This window comes from Agrobacterium sp. MCAB5 (assembly GCF_052114365.1).
Taxonomy (GTDB): Bacteria; Pseudomonadota; Alphaproteobacteria; order Rhizobiales; family Rhizobiaceae; genus Agrobacterium; species Agrobacterium tumefaciens.
On sequence record NZ_JBFREP010000002.1, the window covers coordinates 356,796 to 369,300 of the forward strand.

12 protein-coding genes are annotated in these 12,505 nt (G+C 60.1%); 8 read left to right on the forward strand and 4 right to left on the reverse strand.

The window, feature by feature from the left end:
* Positions 1–24 precede the first annotated feature (24 nt).
* On the forward strand, positions 25–954 hold the full coding sequence (locus AB4Z23_RS06385) for an electron transfer flavoprotein subunit alpha/FixB family protein (protein ID WP_003511321.1): 930 nt from the start codon (positions 25–27) through the stop codon (positions 952–954).
* A gap of 117 nt (positions 955–1,071) precedes the next feature.
* Positions 1,072–1,953, forward strand: a complete 882-nt coding sequence (locus tag AB4Z23_RS06390) for a 3-hydroxybutyryl-CoA dehydrogenase (RefSeq protein ID WP_013761782.1) — start codon at positions 1,072–1,074, stop codon at positions 1,951–1,953.
* Positions 1,954–2,020: 67 nt separating this feature from the next.
* Here the strand turns inward: AB4Z23_RS06390 and tlpA are convergent, their stop codons facing one another.
* On the reverse strand, positions 2,021–2,689 hold the full coding sequence (gene tlpA, locus AB4Z23_RS06395) for a thiol:disulfide interchange protein TlpA (protein WP_003511324.1): 669 nt from the start codon (positions 2,687–2,689) through the stop codon (positions 2,021–2,023).
* Between the two features lie 24 nt (positions 2,690–2,713).
* On the opposite strand from tlpA, the gene argH reads away from it, so the two are divergent.
* The 4 genes from argH (at position 2,714) to AB4Z23_RS06415 (ending at position 8,667) form a co-directional block, all read left to right on the forward strand.
* Positions 2,714–4,114, forward strand: a complete 1,401-nt coding sequence (gene argH, locus AB4Z23_RS06400; protein WP_441360028.1) for an argininosuccinate lyase — start codon at positions 2,714–2,716, stop codon at positions 4,112–4,114.
* 195 nt (positions 4,115–4,309) lie between these two features.
* Entirely contained in the window at positions 4,310–4,513 is a 204-nt protein-coding gene (gene lptM / locus AB4Z23_RS06405; protein WP_019564864.1) for an LPS translocon maturation chaperone LptM, read from the forward strand.
* A gap of 13 nt (positions 4,514–4,526) precedes the next feature.
* Positions 4,527–5,795 (forward strand): diaminopimelate decarboxylase, encoded by a 1,269-nt coding sequence (lysA, locus tag AB4Z23_RS06410; protein ID WP_019564865.1) that lies wholly within the window; start codon positions 4,527–4,529, stop codon positions 5,793–5,795.
* 178 nt (positions 5,796–5,973) lie between these two features.
* Positions 5,974–8,667, forward strand: a complete 2,694-nt coding sequence (locus AB4Z23_RS06415; RefSeq protein WP_441360029.1) for a TIGR02302 family protein — start codon at positions 5,974–5,976, stop codon at positions 8,665–8,667.
* Between the two features lie 192 nt (positions 8,668–8,859).
* On the opposite strand, the gene AB4Z23_RS06420 is transcribed toward AB4Z23_RS06415, so the two are convergent.
* From AB4Z23_RS06420 to AB4Z23_RS06430, 3 genes are all read right to left on the reverse strand, one after another.
* The gene (locus tag AB4Z23_RS06420) at positions 8,860–9,219 is read right to left on the reverse strand and encodes a response regulator (protein ID WP_003511329.1); all 360 of its coding nucleotides are present in this window, start codon (positions 9,217–9,219) and stop codon (positions 8,860–8,862) included.
* Between the two features lie 142 nt (positions 9,220–9,361).
* A complete protein-coding gene (gene hpt, locus AB4Z23_RS06425; protein ID WP_003511330.1) occupies positions 9,362–9,904 on the reverse strand; it encodes a hypoxanthine phosphoribosyltransferase in 543 nt (180 codons plus the stop codon).
* 70 nt (positions 9,905–9,974) lie between these two features.
* A complete protein-coding gene (locus AB4Z23_RS06430; RefSeq protein ID WP_035199624.1) occupies positions 9,975–10,643 on the reverse strand; it encodes a hypothetical protein in 669 nt (222 codons plus the stop codon).
* A 200-nt stretch (positions 10,644–10,843) separates the two neighbouring features.
* On the opposite strand from AB4Z23_RS06430, the gene ftsE reads away from it, so the two are divergent.
* Positions 10,844–11,503 (forward strand): cell division ATP-binding protein FtsE, encoded by a 660-nt coding sequence (ftsE, locus tag AB4Z23_RS06435; RefSeq protein WP_003511334.1) that lies wholly within the window; start codon positions 10,844–10,846, stop codon positions 11,501–11,503.
* On the forward strand, positions 11,496–12,503 hold the full coding sequence (locus AB4Z23_RS06440) for a cell division protein FtsX (RefSeq protein ID WP_065687913.1): 1,008 nt from the start codon (positions 11,496–11,498) through the stop codon (positions 12,501–12,503). The genes ftsE and AB4Z23_RS06440 overlap by 8 nt, the downstream gene beginning before the upstream one ends.
* Positions 12,504–12,505: the final 2 nt, after the last annotated feature.

Sequence of the window (12,505 nt, forward strand, 5' to 3'; positions counted from 1 at the left end):
GTTTCGGAAAAGGGAGATTACAACATGGCCATTCTTCTTCTGGCAGAACACGACAACGCAACCCTTTCCGACCTGACGGCGAAGACGCTGACGGCGGCAACGCAGATTGGCGGCGACGTCCACGTGCTCGTTGCCGGCTCCGGTGCGAAGGGTGCCGCCGACGCGGCGGCGAAACTGTCCGGCGTTGCCAAGGTACTGCTTGCCGACGACGCATCCTATGCCAACGCGCTCGCCGAGCCGCTGGCGGCGCTGATCGTCTCGCTGAGCCCTTCCTATGACGTCATCATCGCACCGGCGACCGCTTCGGCCAAGAATGTCGCCCCGCGCGTCGCAGCCCTTCTCGATGTGGCCCAGGTCTCTGAAATCATCGAGGTCGTCAGCCCGGATACTTTCAAACGTCCGATCTATGCCGGCAACGCCATCCAGACGGTGCAGGCAAGCGACGCCAAGAAGGTCATTACCGTGCGCCCCACCGCGTTTGCGGCAGCCGCTGAAGGCGGTTCGGCACCGGTGGAAACCATCGGCGCTGCCGAGAACCCCGGCGTTTCTGTCTTTGTGTCCGACGCGCTCGCCTCTTCCGATCGTCCGGAACTGACCTCTGCGAAGATCATCATCTCGGGCGGTCGCGCACTCGGCTCCTCGGAAAAGTTCCGCGAAGTGATCCTGCCGGTTGCCGACAAGCTCGGTGCAGCCGTCGGCGCATCGCGCGCAGCCGTCGATGCGGGTTATGCACCGAACGACTGGCAGGTCGGTCAGACCGGCAAGGTCGTGGCACCGCAGCTTTACATCGCTGCCGGCATTTCGGGCGCCATCCAGCATCTGGCCGGCATGAAGGACTCGAAGGTCATCGTAGCCATCAACAAGGACGAGGAAGCGCCGATCTTCCAGGTTGCCGATTACGGCCTCGTCGCAGACCTGTTCGAGGCTCTGCCGGAACTCCAGAAGGCTCTGTGATTTTAAGCCTTTAGCCAAAGGCGGCGCGTTTTTTGAACGCGCCGCCTTCTCTTTTTCGGCGATATGCGTAACATCGCCGCAAATGACGCAGATGAAATCCCATGAGGAGACCAGCATATGACCGCCCCCTTTAAAAACATCGGTATCATCGGAGCCGGTCAAATGGGTTGCGGCATCGCGCATGTTTCCGCCTTGGCCGGTTACAAGGTGCACATTTACGATCTTTCCAAGGACGGCATCGAAGCCGGCCTTGCAACGATCAACGGCAATCTTGCCCGTCAGGTCACCAACGGCAAGCTCTCCGACGACGCCCGCAAAGATGCGCTCGCGCTCATCAGCGGTTCGACTGACGTCAACGATCTGGCGCCCATGGATCTGGTCATTGAGGCTGCTACCGAAAACGAGGAAATCAAACGCAAGATCTATGCGCAGATCTGCCCGGTACTGAAGCCCGAAGCGCTTTTGGCCACCAACACGTCTTCGCTCTCCATCACTCGCCTTGCGTCCGCGACCGATCGCCCCGAACAGTTCATGGGCATCCACTTCATGAACCCGGTGCCTGTGATGAAGCTGGTGGAGCTGGTGCGCGGTATCGCCACCAACGAAAAGACCTTCGATGCGGCGAAGGACTATGTGCGGACGCTGGAAAAGGCGATCACCGTCGCCGAGGATTTCCCCGCCTTCATCGTCAACCGCATCCTGCTGCCGATGATCAACGAGGCGATCTACACGCTCTATGAGGGCGTCGGTTCGGTGGAAGCAATCGACACCGCCATGCGGCTCGGCGCCAACCATCCGATGGGACCGTTGCAGCTTGCCGACTTCATCGGTCTCGACACCTGTTTGTCGATCATGCAGGTGCTGCATGACGGGCTGGCCGACAGCAAATACCGCCCCTGCCCGCTGCTGGTGAAATATGTCGAGGCCGGCTGGCTCGGCCGCAAATCTGGTCGCGGTTTTTACGATTACCGTGGCGAGACACCTGTTCCGACGCGCTAAGGCGCAAGAGATATTCCTCGGATATCATTCGAGGTGACGGGAGGAAAATCCCTCCCGCACTGGACAATTATTTAGCCTTCACTGCCGATACCAACGCCTTGGCATCTTCGCTGTCCCAGGCTGCCGGACCGTTCATGGCGGCAATCAGGCAGCCTTTTTCGTCCAGAAGAAGCGTGGCGGGAAGGCCGAAAGCCAGCCCTTCCTTTTTCAGAACATTGAAGACGCCCATGGAGCTGTCGCGGTAAAGTTTCAGCGCGTCGATCTTGTATTCGTCAATGAAGGCTTTCGGTTTTTCGTCCGCGCCGGTGTCGATATTGACCGCAACAACCTCAAAGCCATCGCTGCCCTTTTCCTTCTCCAGTGCGTTTAGCGCAGGCATTTCCTCCCGGCATGGCACGCACCAGGTGGCCCACAGATTGAGGAGAACCGCCTTGCCCTTGAGATCGGCAAGCGACATGTCCGACCCTTGCGGACCCTTGAAAGACAGCGGGATGACGCGCGGCGTATCCGTGGCCGACATGGCCGCCACCTGGCCCTTCAGAAGGGGTTTCAGCGAGGCGATGCGGTTTGCCGCACCTTCACATAAACCGGCCTCGGCAACCGCTGCCCCTTGAACCGGGCTCTCAGACCCAATATGCCTGAACCAGACCGCACCCGCGCCGAACACGACACCGGCAACGGCAGCAATTGCAACCAATCTGGCGGAAGGAAGCCTGAACGGCCTTTTTTCTGTCATCGAATACTCCAGGGCACGCAGAACATGGCTGACGGCACAGATCAGAAATCCTCCAACCAGATGTGGGGCGGACGTTTCGCTTCCGGGCCATCAGCCATCATGGAAGAGATAAATGCCTCCATCGGCTTCGACAAGAAGCTTTATGCCCAGGACATCCGCGGCTCTATAGCGCATGCCACCATGCTGGCGGAAAAAGGCATTATTTCGCAGGAAGATAAAGACAAGATCGTTCACGGCCTGAACACGATCCTGTCAGAAATCGAGGCCGGCAGCTTCGAATTCTCGCGCAAGCTCGAAGACATTCACATGAACATCGAGGCGCGACTTGCCACCCTCATCGGCACGGCGGCAGGGCGGCTGCACACCGCCCGCTCGCGCAACGACCAGGTGGCGCTTGATTTCCGCCTCTGGGTCAAGGAAGAGCTGCAGAAGACGGAAGGCATGCTGACCGCGCTCATCTCCGCCTTCCTCGGCCGCGCCGAGGAAAATGCCGATACGGTCATGCCCGGCTTCACCCATCTGCAGACGGCCCAGCCCGTCACCTTCGGCCATCATTGCATGGCCTATGTGGAAATGTTCGGCCGTGACCGCGCCCGCGTGCGTCACGCGATCGAACATCTGGATGAAAGCCCGATCGGTGCAGCAGCGCTGGCCGGCACCGGTTATCCTATCGACCGCCACATGACGGCAAAGGCGCTCGGCTTCCGCGAGCCGACCCGCAACTCCATCGACACCGTTTCCGACCGCGATTTCGCACTGGAGTTCCTGTCGATCGCCTCAATCTGCGCCACGCACCTGTCGCGCCTCGCCGAAGAAATCGTCATCTGGTCGACGCCGCAATTCGGCTTTATCCGCCTGTCCGATGCCTTTTCCACCGGCTCGTCGATCATGCCGCAGAAGAAGAACCCCGACGCCGCCGAACTGGTGCGCGCCAAGACCGGCCGCATCAACGGCTCGCTGGTGGCGCTTCTGACTGTGATGAAGGGCCTGCCACTCGCCTATTCCAAGGACATGCAGGAAGACAAGGAACAGGTTTTCGATGCCGCCGAAAGCCTGGAACTGGCCATCGCCGCCATGACCGGCATGATCCGCGACCTTGAGGTGCGCAAGGACCGCATGCGTGCGGCCGCCGGTTCGGGCTATTCCACCGCCACCGATCTTGCTGACTGGCTGGTGCGCGAGGCAGGCCTGCCCTTCCGCGACGCCCACCATGTGACCGGAAATGCGGTGGCACTGGCGGAAAAGAAAGGCTGCGATCTGGCCGATCTTTCGCTGGAAGACCTGCAGGCGATCCATCCGGCCATTACAAGCGGCGTTTTCGACGTCCTTTCAGTCGAGGCATCGGTTGCCAGCCGCACCAGCTTCGGCGGCACGGCTCCTTCCGAGGTCAAGAAGCAGATCGCCTGGTGGCGTGGACGCAACTAACGCATCGGACCGAAAAGTGTGAAGCGGTTTTCGGAAAATCCGATGCGCAGACAAATTAAAATGGGCGGCGGAAACGATTCCATTTTTCTCCGCCGCCCTCATAAATCTGCGTTACGCTGCGATCACAAGAAACAGGGTGCACAAGCGCCCTGTTTTTCGTTATCAGAGAAGCACATATTTCCTTTGGACAGGCTCATGCTTTCAAAAACCGCGCGCAATCTCATCGTTCCCATCAGCATGACGCTCGCCGTCAGTCTTGCTCTCAGTGCCTGCGGGCGAAAAGGCGATATCGATCCGCCGAGCACGCCGGTCGAAATGCGCAACAAGCGCAATGCCGACGGAACCGAGACGAAGCCGGCAACGGCGGAGCGGCCGTTCATCCTCGACAAGCTTCTCTGACGGGAAAATGCCTGTGAACCATTTTGGCTATATCGACGGCGTGCTTCACGCCGAAAACGTGCCCGTGCCTGAGATCGCCAAGGCGGTCGGCACGCCGTTCTATGTCTATTCGACCGCGACGCTGGAGCGCCACTACAAGGTGTTCTCAGGCGCTTTCGCCGATGTGGACGCCATGGTCTGTTACGCCATGAAGGCCAATTCCAACCAGGCCGTTCTGAAGACGCTGGCAAAGCTTGGCGCGGGTATCGACGTGGTATCCGGCGGCGAATTGCGCCGCGCGCTTGGCGCCGGTGTACCGGCAAACCGCATCATGTTCTCCGGCGTCGGCAAGACGGTGGCGGAAATGGATTACGCGCTGGAAGCCGGCATCTACTGCTTCAACATCGAATCCGAGCCGGAGCTTGAGGTCCTCAACCTGCGCGCCGTCAAAGCCGGAAAAAGGGCGCATGTGTCCTTCCGCATCAATCCGGATGTGGATGCGCGCACTCATGCCAAGATTTCCACCGGCAAAAAAGAGAACAAGTTCGGCATTTCCTATGAGCGGGCGCGTGCGGTCTATGCCCATGCCGCCACGCTGCCCGGCATCGAAGTCACCGGCATCGACATGCATATCGGCAGCCAGATCACAGAATTGCAGCCCTTCGAGGATGCGTTCCGTTTGCTGCGCGAACTGGTGGAATCCCTGCGCACGGACGGGCACACGATCAGCCACGTCGATATCGGCGGCGGTCTCGGCATTCCCTACCGCGAGGACAATAATCCGCCGCCGCTGCCGGATGCCTATGCGCATATCGTCAAGAACGAGCTGAAGAGCCTCAACTGCAAGATCATCACCGAACCGGGACGCCTGATCGTCGGCAATGCCGGCATTCTGGTGACGGAAGTGATCTATGTGAAGGATGGCGGCGAAAAGAACTTCGTGATTGTCGATGGCGCGATGAACGACCTCATCCGCCCGACGCTTTACGAGGCCTATCACGGCATCCGCCCGGTCGTGCAGCCCGCGGTAGACGCCCCTCGCATCAAGGCCGATATCGTTGGCCCCGTCTGCGAAACGGGTGACTATCTGGCGCTGGACCGCGAGATGGCCGCACCGCAGCCGGGTGATCTGATTGCCGTCAGCTCCGCCGGTGCTTACGGCGCCGTGCAGGCAGGCACCTATAATTCGCGCCTGCTGGTGCCGGAAGTGCTGGTAAAGGGTGACAAGTTCCACGTCATCCGCCCGCGCGGAACCTATGAGGAGCTGATCGCTCTCGATTCAGTACCCGCCTGGCTCGATTGATCCGCCATATATCCGGCTTGGTCGATCACAATTGAGCGAAGCTGCCTAAAAAATGGGGGTGAGCATCCGCTTGCCCTCGTCTTCGCCACAAAGAATGTTATCCTTGCTTCTCATAATACAAGCAGCTCGCCGTTCCGGGAATGGCGTTTGACGTGGCCAGAACCGGGAGAACGGATTGATGACCACAGCCGGAGAGGACAGGACAGGCAGGAAGCGCCCAACCGGCGCATTCGCGCAGCGGCCGGATCTTGCCCGCCGGGTTGCGGCTAAACGCTTCTTCTCAAAAATCGTGTTGTTTTCGGAAAGAGTAGCACCGAAGACGCTGTGGCCGCTTTCCATCGCCGCCGCGTTTCTGGCGCTCGCATGGTTCGGACTTTACCGTCAGATGCCTGATTTCGTGCGGCTGGGCATCGTTTTCTTGCTGGTTTTCGGTTTCATCAGCACCATCCTGCCAATCGTCCGGCTGAAATGGCCGACAGACAACGACGCGTCCCGCCTTCTGGAAGAACGCAATGGTCTCGCTCACCAGCCAGTCGGCGTGCAGGAAGACGAACCGGCGTTGGACACCCCCATTTCCCGCGCCTTGTGGAAAGAACACCAGATCCGTATGGCGGAACGCATCGCCGCGCTGAATGCCGGCCTGCCGAAACCCGATATCGCCCGTTACGACCGCTCGGCACTACGCGCCATTCCCGCCCTTTTTCTGGTTGTCGCCTTCGGTTTTTCCTATTCCAATGGTGCAGGCACGATTGCAGATGCCTTCCGTAGCCGACCGGCAGCCGGTCCGCTCAATCCCGATATCCGTCTCGACGCCTGGGTCACGCCGCCCGCCTATACCGGCCGCGCCCCGATTTTTCTGACAGGGCGCGATGCGACAGGCCACGACGCGGTGTCCGTGCCACAATCCTCCAAACTGACGATCCGTATGACCGGTGGCGATGGCGGCGAGGAAGTGACCTTCGAGCCTGAGACCGCCGGCGCCCTGCAGAAGCTTGCCCCCGAAGCGGCACGCGCCGACAGCGCAAGTGGCGATGTGGCGGCACAGACAGAAAAACGCGCGCCGGATCAACCTGTTACGCCGCGCACCTTTGCGATGGATGTGACCGAAAGCGGCATGATCACCGCCAATGGCGAACAATGGGTGTTCAACGTCATTCCTGACCAGCCACCGACCATCGGCTTCGACAACATGCCGCGCCGCGCCGTCAATGGTGCGCTGGAGGTGGGTTTCACCGCCAAGGACGACTATGGCATCAAGGAAGCCCACGCCATCATCGAGCCGCTTGGCGTTGCGGAGGGTGCAACAGCACTTTACCCGCCGCCGGAATTCAAGCTCGACCTGCCGCGGCAGAACAACCGCGAGATCAAGGGGCTGACCAGCCGCAACCTGACCGAACATCCCATGGCAGGTAAGCGCGTGCGCATCACGCTGGTGGCAACAGACGGTGCCGGCCAGACCGGCCGCAGCCCCGCGCATGAAATGGTGCTGCCGGGCCGCAATTTCTCTGAACCGCTGGCGGCTTCGGTTGCGGAACAGCGGCAGATATTCTCGCTCGACACGCGCCAGATGCCAAAGGCGATCGCCTATAACGAGGCGGTTGGTCTGCGTCCGGAAGAAACCATTCCCAACACCACGCACTATCTCCTGCTGCAATCGGCGCAGACCCGCATGCGGCTCGCCTATAATGAGGAGATGCTGAAGAACACCGCCGATTATCTCTGGGAGATCGCGCTCGGCATCGAGGATGGTGATCTTTCGCAGGCGGAAAAACGCCTGCGTGATGCGCAGACAGCGCTTTCCGAGGCGCTTCAGCGCAATGCCTCCGATGAGGAAATCGCCAAGCTGATGCAGGAACTGCGTGAGGCGATGCAGCAGTTCATGAGCGAGCTTGCACAGCGCATGCAGAATGCGCCGCAAGCCAACATGAACCAGCAGGCACAAAACGTGTTGCGGCAGCGCGATCTGGAAAACATGATGAACCAGATCGAAAACCTCGCGCGCTCCGGCAACCGTGACGCAGCACAGGAAATGCTCTCGCAGCTGCAACGCATGATGAACAACCTGCAGGCGGGACGGCCGCAACGTCAGGGCCAGCAGGGGCAGCAGCAAAGCAGCAAGATGCGCCAGCAGATCGACAAGCTGGGTGAAATTCTGCAACAGCAGCAGAAGCTGATGGACGAGACCTTCAAGCTCGATCAGGCGCTGCGTGACCGCATGCAGCGCGGCGACCCGCAGGATGGCGGCGAAGGTCAGGACCCGCAGACGGGTGAAAACGGTGAATCACCGCAACAGGGCCAGCAGGGCCAGCAGGGCGAGAACGGCCAGCAAGGCGGACAGCCGAGCGAGCAGATGACGGCCGAACAATTGCGCGAGGCGCTGAAAAATCTGAGGGCGCAGCAGGACGCGCTCGGCAAGCAGCTGGGCGAATTGCAGCAGGGCCTTCGTGATCTCGGCATGGAGCCGGGCGAAAACTTCGGCAAGGCGCAGCAGGAAATGGAAGGCGCCGGCGAAGCACTCGGCAAAAGCCAGGGCGAACAGGCGGTCGAGGGTCAGGGCAATGCGCTGAACGCGCTGCGACAGGGCGCGCAGGATATGATGGGCCAGATCATGCAGGCCATGCGCCAGCAGGGACAGCAGCCCGGACAAGGGCAGGAAGGCATGGCGGGCCAAGGCGGACAGAACGGCCGCGATCCACTCGGCCGTCCGCGCAGCACAACCGGCCCCGATTTCGGCGACCAGGTGAAGGTGCCTGATGAGATCGACGTGCAGCGCGCCCGCGAAATTCTCGAGGCTATCCGCGAAAAGCTAGGCAACAACCCGCCGGGTGAAATCGAGCGGCGTTATCTGGAGCGGTTGCTGGATATACGGTGAGGATGGAGGCCGCCATTCCTAGCGATCGGGCCTGTTTAACCTCGCGCATTTTTGAGGAAAGGCCAGCTTATCAAACACTCAACGTCATCCTCGGCCTTGTCCCGAGCATGACGGCGGAGAGAGTTGACAACTCCGCAACAAAAAAGGCGGCCCAAAGGGCCGCCCTTTCTCAAATCTCTGTAGCCTTATCGCTCAGGCCGCAAGCGCCCGCGCAACGGCCTTGCGGATATCCGGAAGCGCAAAAGGTTTTGAAACCACGTCCACGATCTTTTCTGCCAGATCATCAGCACGTTCGCGCTGTTCGGCATAACCCGTCATCAACAGGATGCGCATGGCCGGGAAGCGTTCGGCGGCGCGGTGCGCCAGCTCGATGCCATCCATGACCGGCATGCGGATATCCGAAAGAAGGAGATCGAAATTGGTTTCCTGAAGCTTCTCCAGCCCCTGCTCGCCGTCTGCCGCCTCGTGGGTCTCGTGACCGTCGAGACGCAGCGCACGGGCAACGAAAGCCCGCAATGCATCCTCATCTTCGGTAATCAGAATCTTCGCCATTAATCATTGCTCCTGGGCATCATTTCCAGCCGTGAGCAACATCGCAGGCTCCTCTTTTCAAGAGGTAAACACCCAGGGTTTCGCTGGGTGAATGGTTAATGAGGCGTCTCCGGCATGTCCCATCCCGGCACGGCAGAAATCGTCAGGCGTCGCCCGTGACGACGCCTACGAAGGGTAGTTCGCGGAAGGCGTAAGCCACATCCATGCCGTAACCGACAACGAAATAATCGGGACATTCGAAACCGACATAGTCGGCCTCCAGATCTTCCTTGCGCTTGACCTTCTTGTCGAGCAGCACGGCGATGGTGACGTGACGGGCGCCGCGTTCGTAAAGCAGTTCCTTGGCGAAACGCAGCGTGCGGCCGGATTCGAGAATATCGTCGATCAGAAGAACATCGCGGTCCTTCACGTCGCTGTCGATATCCTTGACGATCTTCACCCCTTGCGAAACGGTGCCGGCACCGTAGCTCGAAAGCGTGATGAATTCGACTTCGGGGGCAAGGCCGCTGTCATGCAGCGCGCGGATGAGATCGGCCGCGAAAATGAACGATCCCTTGAGCACGGCGATGACCAGCAAATCCTTGGTCGGGCCGCTCGCTATATGCTTGGCCATGTCGCGATTGCGCTCGGCAATCTGCTCGGCGGTGTAAAGCGGCTCAATGTTTTTTCCACGGACAACGGGCATTCTTTCTCCTGTGCTGCGCCTTGCCGATTTTACCTTTCAGTAAAAATACGAAGACCACGCGTTAGCACAGTCAACGTTCGGAAGCACCCGCTTCGACGAAGGAAAGCTTGATCTCAGGCGTTTTTCCACCGGGATGGCGCAACTTTGCCGAAAATCCGTGGCTGAAACCGGGCTGCATCTGCCTGACCGGCGGTTCGATGACCATGCTGGCGACCAGTTGCCCCTTGGCAACAAAGAGGTCGGCGCGAAGTGCCGGCACCTCTTCCAGAGCGGTACCGTTGTTCTCCACAATACCGTTGATGAGCAGGACATCCATGCCGCCAGCCTCCTGCGGCGTGATGGTGACATGGGAAATGGCAAGCGGGTTTGCGGCCGCAACGACCGGCTTTTCCGGCACGACCACCGACAGGCCGCCTGAGCAGATGAAAACAAAAATGACGAGCGCCGCAACCAGCGCCGAATAGGCATCCACAGACAGGCGCGACAATTTGCGGTCCACCCAGCCGATGAACGCGTAACCAAGAGCACTGGCGGTGACGGGCGGTTTTTCCATCTGCCGGCGCATCGCGCCGCGATTATCGTTTCCGGGCTGACGGACACGGTTTTCCTTGATGGTGACAAATTCCGCGTCTACCACATCGGGGCCGGTGTGGGTTGCCCGCGCCGTCCGGCGCACTGGCGCTTCCGGCATCAGGAGGTCGAAATCGAATGCCGCTTGCCGGCGAGATGAACGGAACATAGCCATAGAATTCCTTGGGTGAGGTTTTCCGGCCCGCAAAACTGGGCATTGCAACGAATCCTGCCAAGTTTTAAATTTAATTGGTTAATGCTTCGCAAAAACGGCTCGCATAGGCCATCGGAACCGGGTTAAACGGCGCATCCGGGCCTCACGCGCCAGCGGTTTGCGAACCACCACGAAACGAAGAGACTGGAAGTCCGTTGATCCATTTCGAAAATGTCGGGTTGCGTTACGGCATGGGCCCCGAAATCCTGAGGGACATGACCTTCGACATTCCCAAGGGTTCGTTCCAGTTTCTGACCGGCCCTTCCGGTGCCGGCAAAACCACGTTCCTGCGCCTGCTGCTGATGTCGCTGCAGCCCACACGCGGCAATATCCGCATGTTCAACCGCGATGTGTCGCGCATTCCGCGCAGCGAGTTACCCATGCTGCGCCGCCGCGTCGGCATCGTCTTTCAGGATTTCCGGCTGCTCGATCATCTGACGACCTATGAGAATGTCGCCCTGCCGCTGCGTGTGCGCGGCAAGGAAGAAAGCGCCTACCGCAACGACGTCATCGAGCTTCTGAAATGGGTCGGGCTTGGCGAGCGCATCAATGTGCTTCCGGCCATCCTCTCCGGTGGAGAAAAGCAACGCGCCGCCATTGCCCGTGCATTGATGGACCAGCCGGAAATCTTGCTGGCCGACGAGCCGACCGGCAACGTCGACCCGCCGATGGCCAAGCGCCTTCTCAACCTCTTTCTGGAGCTCAACCGGCTGGGTACCGCTGTGGTCATCGCCACCCATGATTTCGGCCTGATGGACCAGATCGACGCACGCCGGATGATCCTCACCGAAGGGCGGCTCGACATCTATGAATGAGATCAACCGCAAACAGTTAAGACCAGAGGCGACCGCACCGAAGCGGCCGCCGATGCGTATCCGCCCGATGGCACCCATTCTGCCGCCCTCTAACATTCAGGGCAATGCGCTGATGGTGGTGATCGCCATCATGGCCTTTCTCGCCTGCCTGACGCTTGGTGCCGTTTCCATGGTGCGTGCCACCGCCGCCACCTGGCAGAGCCAGATTTCCCGCGAAATCACCATTCAGATCAAACCCGAGGACGGGCTGGACATGAATGCAGCGCTCACCAAGGCACGTTCTCTGGCGCTCACCTTCGTCGGCACGCGGGATGGCACGATCCTCGATGATGCCGCCACCGCGCGTCTTCTGGAGCCGTGGCTCGGCAGTGGCCTCGATCTTTCCGAACTGCCGGTGCCGCGCCTCGTCGTGATTACCATCGATGAAAACCACCCGCCCGATTTTCAGGCCATGCGCGATATGCTGAAAGCTGAAATTCCACAGGCGTTTCTGGATGACCACCGTACATGGGTCGACAGGCTCGTCTCCATGGCCAGGACCACTGTCATGATCGGCGTCGGGGTCCTGATCCTCGTCTTCACCGCCATGGTGCTGACGGTGGTGTTTGCAACGCGCGGCGCGCTTTCCGGCAACCGGCACATCGTCGAGGTGCTGCATTTCGTCGGCGCCGAAAGCAGCTTCGTCGCGCGGGAATTCCAGAAGCACTTCCTGAAGATCAGCCTGAAAGGTGCGGCAGCGGGCAGCGCCCTCGCCGCGGCAGTTTTCCTTGCCGCCGGTTTCTGGCAATCGAGCACGGTTGCAACGCCGCAAAGCGATCAGGCAAGTGCGCTTTTCGGCTCCTTTTCCGTTGGCCTCAGTGGTTATATCGGCATCGCCACGACGATGATCATCATCGCGCTGCTCACCACGATCACCGCGCGTGTGACCGTCATCCGCACGATCGACGATATCGACCGCGTCCGTTCCGATCCGTCTAAAAGCGACGGTGTCGCATCGTGACG